Consider the following 15,955-nt stretch of genomic DNA (forward strand, 5'->3'; position numbering starts at 1 on the left):
GGTTATAGCGGTGCGCGAAACGGTCGATTCGGCGCAGCGCTTCACGTATGGCGTGAAGCGAGGGAAGTGCTACAAAACTGTAAAGGGAAGCTTGAAAACGCGGCGGAAGGGCCGGCGCAGCGTGCTCAGATGTCCGACGCGCGCATCAGCTCAAGCGTATTGCGCGTTTGCGACAGCGGCGCGGCCGACGGTCGAATGTCGCGGGGGGACCGCCATTTCGCGCGAATGAACGGCCGGTCGTGGCCGGACACCTTCAATGCGATATGCGTGACCCAGCGCTGCGTGGGCACGTGCACGCCGTGCATCAGGATTGCCAGCACCATCAGGCTGACGGTGACCGGGAGCGCCGACAGCCGGCCCGGCTCCGCATTCCACGCGATGCGCACGAACACGAGCGCGGTGAGCGCGCCGACGAGGCAGCCAGTCACGGCTTCGGACGGCGAATGCGCGCTCAGCACGACGCGCGACAAGCCCACCGCCAGGCCGGCGGCAAGCCCCCCGAGCACGCCGAGCAGCCGGACGGCGCGGCGCGCGGGCAATAGCATCAAAAACAGCGCGACCGGATAGACGGCCGTGGACAGCATGGAGTGACCGCTGACGCCGGTGAAATCGAGCTCGCGCACACCGACGCCCCAGCCGAGGAAGGCGAGCTTGGTCACGGTCACGACGCCGATCGCCGTACCGAGCAGCGCGAGCCAGCAGGCCGCGAGCCGCCACGAGTAGCCGACCGCCAACCACAGCGCGATGGCGAGCGCGAGCGGTAGCGTCAAGCCGGCGCCGCCGAGACTGGTGATCGAATACCACAGGTGGATCGGAAAATCGGGCATGGCGGGAGCGCGACGCGGGTCGCGTGAAATCGGGTTGGTGGAAATCGGCGCGCGGCCGGCACGAAACGCCGATGCGGCCCGGATCGACACGTCGGGAAATCAACCGCCAGTATAGTCGGGTGTTGCGCGACGGTCTTGCGGCGCACAGCGCTTTTGCACGCCGAATGTGAGCTGCCGAACGGCTATCGACGTGGTTTGACGACAGGGCCCCGGCAAGGTTCGCGACGATCGAAATGGCCACGAAGAGCGGCGCTGGTGTTCAGCACCGCAAGAAAAATGATGTTATTGTGCATTGCACAACTTCATCTGATCCACAGTTTTGGGGTCCACATTTGTCCCTTTTGCGAGGTTATCGCCGATGGCAAAAAGCCTGTCGAAAATCTGGCTGCGTGGTTTCAAGCGCCTGCTTGCGATCCAAACCGAACACGCGCAAAAAACCGCCAAGCGAGCGCAGGCGCGACCGGTTCGCGCCGCCACCACCAAACCGTCGAGCAAGGCTCATCCACTGAAGCCGGCTGCCGCGCTACGCACGCCGATGAAACGCGAAGCGCCGCGCGAGTCGCGCGTGCGTCCACGCGCGGCCGCGTGGGCGAGCGGCGCGTGGACGCGCTCGTTCCATTCCGCGCCGGCCGCGCCGGGCCGGCTGGTCAATCACCTGCAGTACGGGCTCTATATCCCTTCCGGGCACGCGCATGAGGCGATGCCGCTGGTCGTGATGCTGCATGGCTGCACGCAGTCGATCGACCAATTCGCCGAGGGTACGCGCATGAACCTGCTCGCCGACCGCTACGGCTTCGCGGTCGTGTATCCGGAGCAATCGAAGCACGCGCACTCGCACCGCTGCTGGCATTGGTACGATGCCGGCGATAACGCGGGCGGCGCGGAAGCGCGTGCGGTCGTGTCGCTGGTGGATTCGCTGGTCGAGCAACACGGCTTTGACCGCGCGCGTGTCTACGTGGCGGGGATTTCGGCGGGCGCGGGGCTGACCGCGCTATTGGCCGTCAAGTACCCCGGGCATTTCGCTGCGGTCGCGCTGCATTCCGGCCCCGCTTTCGGCGAGGCGCGCTCCGGCATTACCGCGATGGACGTGATGCGGCGCGGCGCGCGTCGCGAGCCGGCGGAACTCGTCGACGAAACCACGAACGTCGCGCAATACCCAGGCATGCCGGCATTGATCGTCCACGGCGATGCCGACCATGTGGTGGCGCCGGTCAACGCGGACCAGTTGGCGACACAGTTCCTGCGTCTGAACCGCCTCATTGACGCAAACGGCGCGCGCAAAGGCGGCGAGACGCGCGAGGACCGCAAAAATGGCGTCGTGATGCGCGATTATCTGCGCGGTGGCCGGCGCGTGGTACGGGTTTGTCGTGTGCAGGGGCTGGGTCACGCATGGGCCGGCGGCGACGATGCGCTGCCCTTCCACTCGTCCAAGGGCCCGGACGCGAGCGCCATGCTGTGGGAGTTTTTCCGGCATCAGCGTCGTACGGACGCGGGCCGCATCGCGGAAGGATTGGCGGCATCGTCGGTCGGGCGGTGACGTCCGAGCAACACCTCGAAAATGAGTAGTGGCATGAAATCAGGGTTTTCCCTATAATACGGGTTATCCCTTAGGCGTAAACGCCTAGCTATCATTGCCGAGGTGAACCATGTATCTGATCAGCCGCCTGTTCCTGTTTCTGACCAAGTCGCCGGACCAGCTCGCGAAGGAGCGCGCTGACGCCTATCTCGCTGAAGCGACCGATCTCTACGATCTCGAATTCCGCATGCGCAAGCTCGATCAAGAGACGAACGCGCGTCCGTCGTGGATGAGCCAGCACTACGGCTAAGCCGACTGCCTGTAAAATCGGCATCAGGCAGTCAGCAATCGGAACATCGGCGCGTGGTGAGGCGCTGGTGTTTGGGGTTGGTCATCAAGGCTAGTGCCCTGTCGCGCACTCCCCTTTTCTCATCGCGCGGCCTTCGCGCCCGCTTGGCGGACTCCACTCAAGCAGCCGGATTCAGCTGCCACAACGCGTAGTTCAAAAGCGCGGCGTACGCGACCCACACGACATACGGCACGAGCAGAATGCCCGCGAGACGATCGCGCCGCCAGAACACATACGTCAGCGTCACGATCAGTAGCAGCAGAATCAGGATGTCGATCAGCGCTGTCTCTGGCCGATGCAGGCCGAAAAACAGCCACATCCACGCGGCGTTGAACACCAGTTGCACGACCCACAGTACGATCGCCGCGGTCAGGCCGTCGCGCTTCCACACGCGCCACGCGGAAAACGCCATCAACACGTAAAGTACGGTCCAGACCGGTGGGAAAACCCAGTTCGGCGGATTGAACACAGGCTTTTGCAGGCCCGTGTACCACACGTCCGGCAGAGACAGACTCGCGGCCCAGCCGGCCGCCAGCGTCAGGATCAAAAACACGAGCAGCGACGGCAGACGGCGCATCTTCGCCCCCTTCAGACCTTCTTATTCAAAAATGTGAGCAGGCACTCACTTTCCGTATCGGGCCAGTGTGCGCTCGCGGGCCTGTGCCTGGTCGACGATCCGTTCGGGATAATTCCCGCCCAGTACCATGCACCGAATTCCGCGAGCCGCTCCGCGCCGGCCAGCCACCGCGCGTGAATCCATTTTGCCGGCAAGTTCGCGAGCTGCGGTAGATATCGTTTGATCAAGCGCCCGTCGGGGTCGAATTTTTCGGATCGCGTGACCGGATTGAACATAAGTTTGCGCGCCGTAGCCGGTCGAGGCGGCCCACTGCCAGCCGCCGTCGCCGTTGTTCGCCGAGAAATCGAAGTCGTTCAGCAAATCGGCAAAGTATCGCTCGCCGAGCCGCCAGTCGATGCCGAGATCCTTCGCGAGGAAGCTTGCCGTGACCATCCGCAGACGGTTGTGCATATAGCCGGTCTGGTTCAACTGCAGCATCGCGGCATCGACGAGCGGATAGCCGGTGCGGCCGTCGCACCAGGCGGCGAACGCTGCGTCGGCCGAGCGGCCTTTTTCCCAGTGCAACTGCTCGTATTCCGGCTTGAACGGCGCGCTTTTCGCGAGGCGCGGGTGGTGCGCGAGGACCATGAAGTAAAAATTCCACCAGATCAGTCCCGACAGCAACGTCGCAGCGCCTTTGCCATCGGGTTGCAGCGAAATCTCGTACGCGAGCCGCGCCAATGTTCGGATCGACACCGTGCCGAAGCGCAGATGCACCGACAGATAGATCGGCTTTTCGCAGCGGGGAAATCGCGCCGTTCCGCGTAGATGTCGATGCGCGTGAGGAAATCGTCGAGCAGCTGTTGGGCGCCGCTCATGCCGGCGGGCAGTTGCAAGTCCGTCAGGTTGCCAAGGCGCGAAGCCGAGCTGGTCGAGTGTGGCGATCCTGCAACGGCTCGCCTGGGTGGCGCGTCTGCCAGGCATCGACAACCGGCTGCAGGATCGTCGTGTCGAACACGAACACGCCCCAGACACGCTCGCAATGCTTGGGCGCGTCGTACAGCGCGGCATGATCGGTGCTGCGCAGATCGCGGCGGAACCAGACGAGGCCGGAGTCGAAGCTGTCGTGCAGGCGGCGGGCGCGTGTCATCGGGAGAGGCAGTCGGGCTGAAGGTGGTCGAGGACCGGCTAAGCAGGATGCGTGCCGTGCGCGCGAAAAAAATCAACGCCCGGCCCTATTGCGCAGGGTGCGGGCGCTGCTCGCGACGGCGCAGGGTAATGCGCCGTGAGCGGTTCTTCTTGAGCATTGCTGATCGGCGCAACGGCCGACCTGACCTCAAGCGACGTGCAGACGAACCGCGACGTTGTTACGCGTAGCGTTCGAGTACGGGCAGACCTGGTGCGCTGCATCCACCAATTCCCTGGCAGCGTCCGCAGCCAGACCCGGCAGAGTGATACGCAGATCGATGTCGAGCGCGAAGCCGCCCTTGTCGTTCGGACCGATGCCGACGTCGGCGGAAACCTGCGTGTCGGCCGGCAGGGCCTGTTTGCGCTGCCCGGCGACAAATTTCATGGCGCTCAGGAAACAGGCCGAGTAGCCGGCTGCAAACAGCTGTTCGGGATTCGTGCCTGCTGCGCCATTTCCGCCGAGTTCACGCGGTGCCGCCAGCTTCACGTCCAATGCATTGTCCGACGATACGGCGCGGCCGTCGCGGCCGCCGGTGCTCGTTGCGCTTGCCTTGTAGAGGATGTTCATGGTGCAGCTCCTAGTCTGGGGTGTCACGATTGGCATGTTTGCCGCTGGCTGCCGGTTCGCCGGTCCGGCGAAGCGCTAGCTAAGCAGCATATGAGTAAGATAGTACACAAATCATTTGTGTACAAATTAATTTTGCGATGGAACCGGAACTAGTCCTTTTCAGTTATCGCCCTACTGGTCCATGAAGTCGTTGAGCGTCGTGCGCAGGCGTGTGAGGTCGTCGCGCAGACGCAGCAGGAAGTCCGCCGTCTGCTGCGTCGCGCAGAAGATTTCGCCGGGCACGTCGCGCGCCTGACGCTTGAGCGCCTTGCCCGCGCCCGTCAGGCGAATGTAGACGAGGCGCTCATCGTCGGTGCCGCGCGCGCGCTCGATGAGTCCCTGCGCTTCGAGGCGCTTGAGCAGCGGCGTGACCGTCGCCGGATCGAGATTCAGGCGCGCGGCCATGTCCTTGACGGTGATGTCATCGGTTTCCCACAGCACGAGCATCGCCAGATACTGTGGATACGTGAGTCCGAGCTTTTCGAGCAGCGGCTTGTACGCTTTCGTCATCGCGAGCGAGGTCGAGTAGAGCGCGAAGCACAGTTGCTCGTCGAGCGTGAAGGGGAGAGCGGGGCGCTGGGTCATGATTCATCTCGGCAAAAAGAGCGTGCAAATGGATTGCACGCAAACCATTGTGCCGCAAGTCGATTCAGGATGCCGAGCGTCGGGAACAGGTGTGTCGACAGAGACGTCGGGAAGATGCGCGCGGAACACGCGGCGCGCGGGCGCCAGAACGGCTCCCGCGCGGGAACGACGGATCAGGCCGCCGGCGTGGTCGGCAGATCCGGCGTTTGCGGCGTCTGCACGCCGAAGCAGCCGCGATAGGTCGCGTAGAACGAGCAGTACAGCATGGTCGTGACGATCATCGTCGCGGGCATCAGGATCGCGAACGCGAAGTCGGCCGCGCCGAGCGCCTGCATCAGCGCGGACAGCCCGATCGACACGACCGTTGCGACTGCGAACCACAGCGCCGCGAATACGACGAAAGCGCCGCGATTGCGCCAGCAACTGACGACGCTGAAGAACATGGCCTTGACGGGCGGCACGTCGTGCCAGGCGGCGAGGATGGGCGAGAACCAGAACAGCATCGCGACCGGTATGTAGAACGCGAGCGCGGTGATCACCGCGAGCGGGATATTGCTGTTGGCGATCGTGTTCTCGTCCATCGACGCGTTGCCGAGCATCACCTTCAGCAGCATGCCGCCGTCGGCGAGCGCCGAGCCGGCCAGCACGAGCGCCATGGCGATGACATACAGCACGCCGAGCACGAGCAGCCGCCGCGCGACCACCGGGCCATACGAATGAAAGCCGTCGACAAGGATGGTCGGAAACACCGGTTTGCCCGCGATCGTGTTGCGGCATGCGGCCATGAAGCCGACCGCGACACCGGGAATGAACAATAGCGGCAACACGCCGCCGACCACCGGAATCTGTGACACGAGCGTCATCACCAGCAAATAGGTGAAGAACAGCGTCAGAAAGGCGAGCGGATTCTTGCGGAACAGCCAGATACCCTGGCGGAACCACACATAGCCGGTTTTCGCGGGGACTTCGATCAGTTGCATGAGGTATGGATGCCTGGATTTGCGACGCCCTGCAGGCGCTCGCGCAGAATGCGTTCGAAATGACCGGGGTCGTGCGGCTTCAGCAGTTCGGCCGCGCGCGGCAAATGAAAATCATACAGGCGCGAGACCCAGAAACGGTATGCGCCCGCACGCAGCATGTCGCCCCAGTGATGATTTTCCTCGACGGTGAACGGCCGCACCGTCTGATACGCGCGCAACAGCGCCTCGGTGCGCTCGGCGTCGAGCTTGCCGGTCGCGAGGTCGACGCACCAGTCGTTGACCGTCACCGCGACGTCGAACAGCCACTTGTCGCAGCCGGCGAAATAGAAATCGAAGAAACCACCGAGCCGCACTTCGTGGCCGGTGTCGGGCGCCGCGTGAGCGAACATCGCGTTGTCGCGGAACAGGTCGGCGTGGCACGGGCCCGCGGGCATTGCCGCGTAATCGGCGGAGGCGAAGAACGCTTCCTGATGCGCAAGCTCGGAGGCCAGCAGATCGCGCTGCTTGCCTTCCAGATACGGCAGGATCGTCGGCACGGTTTCGCGCCACCACGGCAGGCTGCGCAGGTTCGGCTGATAGCGCGGATAGTCGCGGCCCGCGAGGTGCAGGCGCGCGAGCATCTGGCCGACCTCGACGCAATGCTCGACGCCCGGCGAGAGTTCGGGTGCGCCTTCGAGCTTCGTCACGATGGTCGCGGGTTTGCCGTGCAGCATGCCGAACAGCGCGCCGTCGAGACGCGGCATCGGATCCGGTACCGGCACGCGATGCGCGGCAAGATGCCGCATCAGGTTCAGATAGAACGGCAGTTGTTCAGCTGTCAGCTTTTCGAAAATCGTCAGCACGTATTCGCCGCGCGTCGTCGTCAGAAAGAAGTTGCTGTTTTCAATGCCGGACGAAATGCCGCGAAACTCGACGACATCGCCGAGATCGTAGTGACTCATCCATTCTGCGAGTTGGGATTCGTTGACAGCGGTGAAGACGGCCATGCGGAAACGTCGGATCAGGTTGTTCGGGCTGGCGCGGTGCGGCCAGTGCGAGGTGAGACAAACGAATGTGGCGGAGCGGGCGACGAATGCGGAACGGCGAAGTGCAAGCGTCGCCGAATTCAGCGCGGGTTCATCGCGCAGCGGCCGCGATCGGGTTGAGCGGGGCGCGGTCGCGCCGCGGCCGCCGTTGCCGGCGTGCCGCTTTCGTAACGATCAATAGTGGAGATTCACCGATGGCAAGCGCGTACTGGGCTTGCCGCTGTCGTGGACGGTGGGCGACGTGTCGGGCGACGCGCTCATCTGGTAGCGGGTGCCGAAATTCGATTGCACGTTGATTTCGACCGGCTTGCCCTTGTCGCGGAATTCGGTGATTTCGGTGCCGTTCGGGCTGACTTCGTGAAAGCTCGGCGTGCGCGGAACGTTGATGTCGACCTTCGAGCTGACCTCTGCGCCCGGACGATTGATCTTGTCCAGGTCCGGCAGACCGGCCCGTTCATTGGCGGACTGGGGCACGCCGGCGGCCGGCGGTTCGTCGACGGGCTGGGCAGCCATCGCGGCGTTGCCGAAGGCCAGAGCCAGCGCAACAGCGATGGGAAGGAGCAGCTTCATGGTGATTCTCCGATTGGGTGCCCAGATTCTAGCAAATCCGGCCTGACGCACGGGCGCGAAGCCTTATTTTGCGCCGCTTTCGCGCAACCTGCGCGCGTTCTCGCGGGCGCTGTTGCAAGCGTCGCCGCCGACATTTGGCAACAGCGGGTTCCGTGGTAATGTCGTCTCATCAAAAAGGGTGAACGATGATGATCAACAACGATATCAATCAGCGCACGGTGCAGACTCCCGCCAACAGCTTCCCAACCGAAGGCTTCGACGACGCGGCCGAGGCCGTCACCCGCCTCGCCGCGATCTACGAGGCGAACACGTCGTTCCTGCGCGATGCGTTCGCGCGCTATCGCCGCAACGAGCAGTTCGACCATCGCGTGCGCGCCTGCTATCCGTTCGTGCGCGTGCGAACCGAGGTCAACACGCACGTCGATTCACGCCGCTCGTACGGTTTCGTCGCGGGGCCGGGCGTGTTCGAGACGACCGTCACGCGGCCAGACCTGTTCGGCAACTACTATCGCGAGCAACTGCGGCTGCTGGCGAAGAATCATCACGTGCAGATCGAGGTCGGTGTGTCGGACCAGCCGATTCCGATTCATTTCGCGTTCGCCGAGGGCATCCACCTCGAAGGCGATCTGGACCGCGAGCGCCTGTTCCTGATGCGCGACATCTTCGATATACCGGACCTCGCGCTGCTCGACGACCGCATCGTCAACGGCACGTACGAGCCGCTGCCGGGCGAGCCGCATCCGCTCGCGTTGTTCACGGCGGCGCGCGTCGATTTTTCACTGCATCGGCTGAAGCACTACACGGCGACCTCGCCGACGCATGTGCAGAACTACGTGCTGTACACCAACTACCAGTTCTATATCGACGAATTCGTCAAGCTCGGCCGGGGCATGATGGCCCGTACCGACGACGAGGAATTGCGCGCCTATCGCAGCGAATACACGTCGTTCGTCGAGCCCGGCGACGTCATCACCTACAACGAGAATCTCGGCGAGCAGGCGCAGGAGGGCACGCTGCCGCCACGTCTGCCGCAGATGCCGGCCTATCACCTGAAACGCGCGGACGGCAGCGGCATCACGATGATCAACATTGGGGTCGGGCCGTCGAATGCGAAGACCATCACCGATCACATCGCGGTGCTGCGTCCGCATGCGTGGATCATGCTCGGCCACTGCGCGGGACTGCGCAACACGCAGCGTCTCGGCGACTACGTGCTCGCGCACGGCTATGTGCGCGAAGATCATGTGCTCGATGCAGATCTGCCGCTGTGGGTGCCGATTCCGGCGCTCGCCGAAGTGCAGGTCGCGCTCGAGCGCGCGGTCGCGCAGGTCACGCAGCTCGACGGCGTCGAGCTGAAGCGCGTGATGCGCACGGGCACGGTGGCGAGCGTCGACAATCGCAACTGGGAGCTGCGCGATCATCGCGAGCCGGTGCAGCGGCTGTCGCAAAGCCGTGCAATCGCGCTCGATATGGAAAGCGCGACGATCGCCGCGAACGGCTTCCGCTTCCGCGTGCCTTACGGCACGTTGCTGTGCGTGTCGGACAAGCCGCTGCACGGCGAGCTGAAGCTGCCGGGCATGGCCGATCAGTTCTATCGCGCGCAGGTCGATCAGCATCTGCAGATCGGCGTGAAGGCGATGGAACTGCTGCGGATGAATGGGCTGCATCGATTGCATAGCCGCAAGCTGCGGAGTTTCGCGGAAGTCGCGTTTCAGTAACTCAGGCGGAGGCACTGATAAACAGCCCGCTTACGCTGGATGTGCCGCTTTGAAGATGGCTCGCGAGCGACGTCGGAACCAATCGGCTTCGTTGGTTGTCGAGGTGACGCTCGCCGGCTCAACCCTGCCCGAAACCGGTCAACCCGATCAAACTCCCCGCCGCCAGCAGCCACAGCGGATGAATCCGCGTCTTCGTCGCCATCACGGCCGTGAACGCAGTAATCGACCACGCTATCGCGGTCGGATTCGACGCGCGTGCGATCAGCGCCGCGCTCGCCGCGACGAGGCCGGCCGTCACCGGCACGACTTGAAGCGGTCCCACGCATGCAGCGCGAGGATCGTCGGGAGCGACGACGGCCCGAACTTCGCAATCGACGTGACGAGCATGCCGGCCCAGCCGGCCACATGCCAGCCGACCAGCGTGACGATCATCTGGTTCGGGCCGGGCGCGGCTTGAGCGAGCGCGAACAGCGCGCTGAACTCGCTGGCCGGCATCCAGTGATGCACGTCGACCACCTGCCGCTGCATCTCCGGAAGGATCGTATTGCCGCGGCCGAACGCGAGCAGTGACAGCTGACTAAAAATCGCCGCAAGTGAAACGAGCGTGTCGTTCATCGCGCGCTCCTTGCAGCAAGATAAATGCTGAGCGGCGTGAGCACGAGCATCGTCGGCAGCAGCGGCAGTCGCAGCATCGACGAGTGCGCGGCGCGCGAGCGGCAACGCGCCGCCGAATGAAATGAGACCGAGGCCGAGAAAACCGCTGAAGATCTCACGCAACGTCGGCGCGAGCGCGGCTTCGGGTGAGGTGAGTTCGTTCAGATTGCGAGCTTCGAGTACCAGCTAAGCACGTTAGCGCCGGACGGCAAGCGTGCAAACGATTTGTTCCCAATCCGGTTGACAGTCAGCGCGCCGGAAACTGGTCTGCAAAACGAAAGCGGGCAGCCCGAAGGCTGCCCGCCATGTGCGCGACGATGGGCATCGTGCTACGCATAATGCGAGGCGCGCCGCCTCTTGCCATCACAGGTAGAACATCCGGTCTTCTTCCGACTTGACCGGATGAACTTCGCCTTCCTCGCGGTCTTCGTAGAACTTGAGCACCGCTTCGAGCACCTGGTCCGGATTGTCGATCACCTGCATCAGATCGATGTCGGTCGGATTGATCAAACCCATCGGAATCAGAGCGCTCTTGAACCACGCGAGCAGACCTTCCCAGAACTCGGCGCCGACCAGAATGATCGGCACATGGCGCGACTTCTTGGTCTGGATCAGCGTGAGCACTTCGGCCAGTTCGTCGAGTGTGCCGAAGCCGCCGGGCATCACGATCACCGCGTCCGAGTTCTTCACGAACGTGACCTTGCGCGTGAAGAAATGGCGGAAGCGCAGCGAGATGTCCTGCCACTGGTTGCCCGACTGTTCGTGCGGCAACTCGATGTTCAGACCGACCGAAGGCGCCTTGCCCGCATGCGCGCCCTTGTTGGCCGCTTCCATGATGCCGGGGCCGCCGCCGGAGATCACCGCGAAGCCAGCATCCGACAATTTGCGCGCGATCTGCGTGGCGAGTTTGTAGTACGGCGAGTTCGGTTTCAGGCGCGCCGAACCGTAGATGCTGACCGCCGGGCGAATCTCCGACAGGTACTCGGTCGCCTCGATAAACTCTGCCATAATCGTGAACATCTGCCACGATGCGCGGGCTTTCTTGGCCGTTGCGCGCTCTTGATCTGCGAGCGATCGCAGACTCGGAATCACTTTTCTCTTAGTCATAATGCCTGAAGAACGAAGCCTTGAAGGTAAGACCCTGCTGTTGGTCGACGGTTCGAGTTATCTGTACCGGGCCTACCATGCGATGCCTGATCTGCGCGGTCCCGAGGGTGGCCCGACGGGTGCGCTCTACGGGATGATCAACATGCTGCGGCGCATGCGCAAGGAAGTCACAGCAGAGTATAGCGCGTGCGTGTTCGACGCCAAGGGCAAAACCTTTCGCGACGACTGGTATCCGGAATACAAGGCGAACCGTCCGTCGATGCCGGAAGATCTTGCCCGTCAGATCGAGCCGATTCACGTCGCGGTGCGTGCGCTCGGCTGGCCGCTGCTGATGATCGATCGCGTCGAAGCGGATGACGTGATCGGCACGCTGTGCACTGAAGCGGAAAAGCTCGGCATGAACGTGGTCGTGTCGACCGGCGACAAGGATCTCGCGCAGCTCGTGTCGAACCGCGTGACGCTCGTCAATACGATGACCAACGAAACGCTCGACCGCGACGGCGTGGTCGCGAAGTTCGGTGTGCCGCCGGAGCGCATCATCGATTATCTGTCGCTGATCGGCGATACCGTCGACAACGTGCCGGGCGTCGAGAAGTGCGGTCCGAAAACCGCGGTCAAATGGCTGACGCAATATGAGTCGTTAGATGGCATCGTCGAGCATGCGAGCGAGATCAAGGGCGCGGTCGGCGAGAATCTGCGCCGCGCGCTGGACTTTTTGCCGATGGCGCGCAAGCTCGTCACAGTCGAGCGTCATTGCGATCTGACCGGGCACATCGTGTCGATCGAGGAGAGTTTGCCGAGCCTTCCCGAATCGCGCGAAGAGTTGCGCGAGGTGTTCACGCGCCACGGCTTCAAGACGTGGCTGCGAGAAGTCGAAATCGCCGATGCGGTCGAAGGTCCGGAAACCGACGTGCCCCCCGCGTTGTCCGTCGATCACGAGCGCCACTACGAGACCGTGCAAACATGGGAGCAGCTCGACGCGTGGCTCGACAGGAGCAATGCGGCCGAGCTGACCTCGTTCGATACCGAGACCACGTCGCTCGATCCGATGATCGCGCAGATCGTCGGCTTGTCGCTGTCGGTCGAAGCGGGCCGCGCCGCGTATGTGCCGCTCGCGCATCGCGGCCCCGACGCGCCAGTGCAACTGCCGCGCGACGAAGTGCTCGCGAAGCTCAAGCCGTGGCTCGAAAGCGCCGACCACAAGAAGGTCGGCCAGCATCTGAAGTACGACGAACAGGTGCTCGCGAATTACGGCATCGAAATGCGCGGCGTCGAGCATGACACGCTGCTCGAGTCGTACGTGCTCGAATCGCATCGCACGCACGACATGGACAGCCTCGCGCTGCGTCATCTCGGCGTGAAGACGATCAAGTACGAAGAGGTCGCGGGCAAGGGCGCGCAGCAGATCGGCTTCGACGAAGTCGCGCTCGACAAAGCCGCCGAATATGCGGCCGAAGACGCAGACATCACGCTGCGTCTGCATCAGGCCTTGTATCCGCAGATCGCCGCGGAGAAGCCGCTCGACCATGTGTATCGCGAGATCGAAGTGCCGACTTCGCGCGTACTGCGCAAGATGGAGCGGACCGGCGTGCTGATCGACGCGGAGAAGCTGCGTCAGCAGAGCAGTGAGATTGCCACGCGTCTGATCGAACTCGAAGGCAAGGCGTACGAACTGGCCGGCGGCGAATTCAACCTCGGCTCGCCAAAGCAGATTGGTCAGATTTTCTTCGAGAAGCTCGAACTGCCGGTCATCAAGAAGACGCCGAGCGGTGCGCCTTCCACCGACGAAGAGGTGTTGCAGAAGCTCGCCGAAGACTATCCGCTGCCGAAGATTCTGCTCGAACATCGCGGCCTGTCGAAACTGAAGTCGACCTATACCGACAAGCTGCCGCGCATGGTCAATCCGCACACCGGCCGCGTGCATACGAACTACGCGCAGGCCGTCGCGGTGACGGGGCGGCTCGCGTCGAACGATCCGAACCTGCAGAACATTCCGGTGCGTACCGGCGAAGGTCGGCGCATCCGCGAGGCGTTCATCGCGCCCCTCGGGCACAAGCTCGTCTCCGCCGATTATTCGCAGATCGAATTGCGCATCATGGCCCACATCTCGGGCGACGAATCGTTGTTGCGCGCGTTTTCGCAGGGCGAGGACATTCACCGCGCCACCGCGTCGGAAATCTTCAGCGTGACGCCGCTCGAAGTGTCGAGCGATCAGCGGCGCGTTGCGAAGGTCATCAACTTTGGGCTCATCTACGGCATGAGCGCGTTCGGACTCGCGTCGAACCTCGGCATCACGCGCGATGCGGCGAAGATTTATATCGACCGCTACTTCGCGCGCTATCCCGGCGTCGCGCGCTATATGGACGAGACGCGCTTGAGCGCGAAGGCGAAGGGCTACGTCGAAACCGTGTTCGGCCGCCGTCTGTGGCTGCCCGAGATCAACGGCGGCAACGGTCCGCGCCGCCAGGCCGCCGAGCGTGCCGCGATCAACGCGCCGATGCAGGGCACCGCGGCCGACCTGATCAAGCTTTCGATGATCGCCGTGCAGAACTGGATCGAAGGCTCGAAGATCGGCACGCGGATGATCATGCAGGTGCATGACGAACTGATTCTCGAAGTGCCCGACGCTGAGTTGTCCGAAGTCCGCAAGCGCCTGCCAGAACTGATGTGCGGCGTCGCCGCGCTGAAGGTGCCGCTCGTCGCCGAGGTCGGTGCGGGCCTGAACTGGGAGGAAGCGCATTGACATGCCCGTGACGTGCGCACGATAACGTCGTGCGCATGTCACACATGGGTTTTGGCGACTTGTGACTTCCCAGGCGGGTCGAGGACAATCGGTTCAGGACGGCGTATTCATGCGCAGCGTCGCGACAGATAATTCATCGGCTACACGGAGAAGTGCAATGCATCGATTTATCGTCGTTGGCGGAGGTGCGGGAGGATTGGAACTGGCGACGCGTCTTGGCGATCGCTATGGGGCCGGCAAGAAGGGGCGCAGCGCGCAGGCCCAGGTCACGCTGGTCGACCGCTATCCGACGCATATCTGGAAGCCGCTGCTGCACGAGGTGGCGGCGGGCAGCATGGACCCGTTCACGCAGGAGCTCCCGTACGCGGCGCAGGCGCGCTGGCATGGCTTCGCATTCCAGCAAGGCGACCTGACCGCACTCGACCGCACGAACCGACGCATTACGCTCGGCACCGTGCTGGACGACGACGGTGCTGAACTGCTGCCCGAACGCGAGCTCGAGTACGACACGCTGATCATCGCGATTGGCAGTACCACGGCCTTCTTCGGCGTCAAGGGAGCGGCCGAATTCTCCATCGCACTGGATACGGTTAGCGAGGCAGAGCGTTTCCGCAAGCGCCTGATAGCGGCGTGCATGCGCGCCGAGCATCAGGCGCACGAACCCGTCGAGTCGAGACCGGGCCCCGGCACGTGGACGTCCAGCGAGCCGCGCATTCAGGTGGCGATCGTCGGCGGCGGCGCGACGGGGGTCGAGTTGTCGGCGGAGTTGCGCAATACCGCGCAGGTTTTGTCCGCGTATGGCTTGCACAAGCTCGATCCGCGGCATGACGTCGGCATCGTGCTGATCGAGGCGGGGCCGCGCATTCTGCCCGCGTTGCAGGAGCGCGTTTCCACGGCCACCGCCGAATTACTGACCAAGCTCGGCGTGAAGCTGATGATCGGCGAGACGGTGGCCGAGGTCGCGCCGGGCTACATCCGCACCGCGAGCGGTCACACCGTGCGGGCCGATCTGACCGTGTGGGCGGCGGGCATCAAGGCGCCGGCGGTCCTCGGTCAGCTCGACGGCTTGCCGGTCAACCGGCTCGGCCAGCTGGTCGTGCGCCGTACGCTGCAATCCGGGATCGACGACAACATCTTCGCGCTCGGCGACTGCGCGGCCTGCGAGTGGCCGGGCAACGAGCGCAACGTGCCGCCGCGCGCGCAGGCCGCGCATCAGCAGGCGAGCTTTCTGCTGAAGGCACTGGCGGCGCGCCTCGACAACAAGCCGCTGCCGGAATTCACCTATCGCGACTTTGGTTCACTGGTCTCGCTCGGCCACTTCAGCGCGGTCGGCAATCTGATGGGCGGGGTGATCGGCGGCAATATGCTGATCGAAGGGCTGTTCGCGCGCTTCATGTATATGTCGCTGTACCGGCTGCATATCGCGGCGCTGCACGGCTATCCGCGCATGGTGCTCGACACCTTCGCGCATTGGTTGCGCCGTACCACGCTGCCGCGCGTCAAGCTGCACTGACGCGCGCCGACGATCTC

Annotated in this window: 14 protein-coding genes and 3 pseudogenes; 5 read left to right on the forward strand and 12 right to left on the reverse strand. The window is 63.6% G+C overall.

All coding sequences use genetic code 11. The annotated features are described in order from the left end of the window. Positions 1-125: 125 nt before the first annotated feature. Entirely contained in the window at positions 126-827 is a 702-nt protein-coding gene (locus tag OKW28_RS09370; RefSeq protein ID WP_429444988.1) for a phosphatase PAP2 family protein, read from the reverse strand. A gap of 358 nt (positions 828-1,185) precedes the next feature. Here OKW28_RS09370 and OKW28_RS09375 point away from each other — a divergent pair, with 358 nt between their 5' ends. Both OKW28_RS09375 and OKW28_RS09380 read left to right on the forward strand, forming a co-directional pair. Continuing rightward, positions 1,186-2,364: an extracellular catalytic domain type 1 short-chain-length polyhydroxyalkanoate depolymerase gene (locus OKW28_RS09375; RefSeq protein WP_429444990.1), complete on the forward strand. Its 1,179-nt coding sequence runs from the start codon at positions 1,186-1,188 to the stop codon at positions 2,362-2,364. 109 nt (positions 2,365-2,473) lie between these two features. Next, positions 2,474-2,653: a DUF3563 family protein gene (locus tag OKW28_RS09380; protein WP_090808381.1), complete on the forward strand. Its 180-nt coding sequence runs from the start codon at positions 2,474-2,476 to the stop codon at positions 2,651-2,653. 157 nt (positions 2,654-2,810) lie between these two features. On the opposite strand, the gene OKW28_RS09385 is transcribed toward OKW28_RS09380, so the two are convergent. From OKW28_RS09385 to OKW28_RS09420, 8 genes and pseudogenes are all read right to left on the reverse strand, one after another. After that, positions 2,811-3,269, reverse strand: coding sequence for a TspO/MBR family protein (locus OKW28_RS09385; protein WP_429444991.1), 459 nt, complete (start codon positions 3,267-3,269; stop codon positions 2,811-2,813). Between the two features lie 45 nt (positions 3,270-3,314). Beyond that, a pseudogene (locus tag OKW28_RS09390) lies at positions 3,315-4,216 on the reverse strand (cryptochrome/photolyase family protein); the annotation flags it as partial. Continuing rightward, positions 4,150-4,398, reverse strand: coding sequence for a deoxyribodipyrimidine photo-lyase (locus OKW28_RS09395; protein ID WP_429444993.1), 249 nt, complete (start codon positions 4,396-4,398; stop codon positions 4,150-4,152). The pseudogene OKW28_RS09390 and the gene OKW28_RS09395, both read right to left, overlap by 67 nt. Positions 4,399-4,584: 186 nt before the next feature. Next, positions 4,585-5,004, reverse strand: a complete 420-nt coding sequence (locus OKW28_RS09400) for an organic hydroperoxide resistance protein (protein ID WP_429444995.1) — start codon at positions 5,002-5,004, stop codon at positions 4,585-4,587. Between the two features lie 171 nt (positions 5,005-5,175). Further along, the gene (locus OKW28_RS09405) at positions 5,176-5,628 is read right to left on the reverse strand and encodes a MarR family winged helix-turn-helix transcriptional regulator (RefSeq protein ID WP_429444997.1); all 453 of its coding nucleotides are present in this window, start codon (positions 5,626-5,628) and stop codon (positions 5,176-5,178) included. A 173-nt stretch (positions 5,629-5,801) separates the two neighbouring features. Then, positions 5,802-6,608, reverse strand: coding sequence for a BPSS1780 family membrane protein (locus tag OKW28_RS09410; RefSeq protein WP_187628859.1), 807 nt, complete (start codon positions 6,606-6,608; stop codon positions 5,802-5,804). After that, entirely contained in the window at positions 6,599-7,594 is a 996-nt protein-coding gene (locus OKW28_RS09415) for a homoserine kinase (protein WP_429445000.1), read from the reverse strand. The genes OKW28_RS09410 and OKW28_RS09415 overlap by 10 nt, the downstream gene beginning before the upstream one ends. A gap of 213 nt (positions 7,595-7,807) precedes the next feature. Beyond that, a complete protein-coding gene (locus OKW28_RS09420; RefSeq protein ID WP_429445002.1) occupies positions 7,808-8,203 on the reverse strand; it encodes a hypothetical protein in 396 nt (131 codons plus the stop codon). A 191-nt stretch (positions 8,204-8,394) separates the two neighbouring features. Between OKW28_RS09420 and OKW28_RS09425 the strand changes: the two genes are divergently transcribed. Then, positions 8,395-9,921 (forward strand): AMP nucleosidase, encoded by a 1,527-nt coding sequence (locus tag OKW28_RS09425; protein ID WP_409259241.1) that lies wholly within the window; start codon positions 8,395-8,397, stop codon positions 9,919-9,921. A 118-nt stretch (positions 9,922-10,039) separates the two neighbouring features. Here the strand turns inward: OKW28_RS09425 and OKW28_RS09430 are convergent. The 3 genes and pseudogenes from OKW28_RS09430 to OKW28_RS09440 all read right to left on the reverse strand — a co-directional run bounded on the left by OKW28_RS09430 (position 10,040) and on the right by OKW28_RS09440 (position 11,682). Then, positions 10,040-10,536 (reverse strand): annotated as a pseudogene (locus tag OKW28_RS09430) (chromate transporter). A 48-nt stretch (positions 10,537-10,584) separates the two neighbouring features. Then, positions 10,585-10,740 (reverse strand): annotated as a pseudogene (locus OKW28_RS09435) (chromate transporter); the annotation flags it as partial. A 198-nt stretch (positions 10,741-10,938) separates the two neighbouring features. Further along, on the reverse strand, positions 10,939-11,682 hold the full coding sequence (locus OKW28_RS09440) for a TIGR00730 family Rossman fold protein (RefSeq protein WP_035471771.1): 744 nt from the start codon (positions 11,680-11,682) through the stop codon (positions 10,939-10,941). Position 11,683: 1 nt separating this feature from the next. Here OKW28_RS09440 and polA point away from each other — a divergent pair, with 1 nt between their 5' ends. Together polA and OKW28_RS09450 are read left to right on the forward strand one after the other, a co-directional pair. Beyond that, a complete protein-coding gene (gene polA / locus OKW28_RS09445) occupies positions 11,684-14,425 on the forward strand; it encodes a DNA polymerase I (protein WP_429445004.1) in 2,742 nt (913 codons plus the stop codon). A 157-nt stretch (positions 14,426-14,582) separates the two neighbouring features. Next, positions 14,583-15,938 (forward strand): NAD(P)/FAD-dependent oxidoreductase, encoded by a 1,356-nt coding sequence (locus tag OKW28_RS09450; RefSeq protein ID WP_429445006.1) that lies wholly within the window; start codon positions 14,583-14,585, stop codon positions 15,936-15,938. Positions 15,939-15,955 lie beyond the last annotated feature (17 nt).

The organism is Paraburkholderia sp. 40 (assembly GCF_050434105.1).
In the GTDB taxonomy this organism is placed as follows: domain Bacteria; phylum Pseudomonadota; class Gammaproteobacteria; order Burkholderiales; family Burkholderiaceae; genus Paraburkholderia; species Paraburkholderia tuberum.

Coding starts and splice junctions, on each gene's coding strand:
- OKW28_RS09375 (WP_429444990.1), top strand. CDS start 1,186: ATGGCAAAAAGCCTGTCGAAAATCTGGCTGCGTGGTTTCAAGCGCCTG.
- OKW28_RS09405 (WP_429444997.1), bottom strand. CDS start 5,628: ATGACCCAGCGCCCCGCTCTCCCCTTCACGCTCGACGAGCAACTGTGC.
- OKW28_RS09420 (WP_429445002.1), bottom strand. CDS start 8,203: ATGAAGCTGCTCCTTCCCATCGCTGTTGCGCTGGCTCTGGCCTTCGGC.
- OKW28_RS09400 (WP_429444995.1), bottom strand. CDS start 5,004: ATGAACATCCTCTACAAGGCAAGCGCAACGAGCACCGGCGGCCGCGAC.
- polA (WP_429445004.1), top strand. CDS start 11,684: ATGCCTGAAGAACGAAGCCTTGAAGGTAAGACCCTGCTGTTGGTCGAC.
- OKW28_RS09415 (WP_429445000.1), bottom strand. CDS start 7,594: ATGGCCGTCTTCACCGCTGTCAACGAATCCCAACTCGCAGAATGGATG.
- OKW28_RS09440 (WP_035471771.1), bottom strand. CDS start 11,682: ATGACTAAGAGAAAAGTGATTCCGAGTCTGCGATCGCTCGCAGATCAA.
- OKW28_RS09450 (WP_429445006.1), top strand. CDS start 14,583: ATGCATCGATTTATCGTCGTTGGCGGAGGTGCGGGAGGATTGGAACTG.
- OKW28_RS09380 (WP_090808381.1), top strand. CDS start 2,474: ATGTATCTGATCAGCCGCCTGTTCCTGTTTCTGACCAAGTCGCCGGAC.
- OKW28_RS09370 (WP_429444988.1), bottom strand. CDS start 827: ATGCCCGATTTTCCGATCCACCTGTGGTATTCGATCACCAGTCTCGGC.
- OKW28_RS09385 (WP_429444991.1), bottom strand. CDS start 3,269: ATGCGCCGTCTGCCGTCGCTGCTCGTGTTTTTGATCCTGACGCTGGCG.
- OKW28_RS09410 (WP_187628859.1), bottom strand. CDS start 6,608: ATGCAACTGATCGAAGTCCCCGCGAAAACCGGCTATGTGTGGTTCCGC.
- OKW28_RS09395 (WP_429444993.1), bottom strand. CDS start 4,398: ATGACACGCGCCCGCCGCCTGCACGACAGCTTCGACTCCGGCCTCGTC.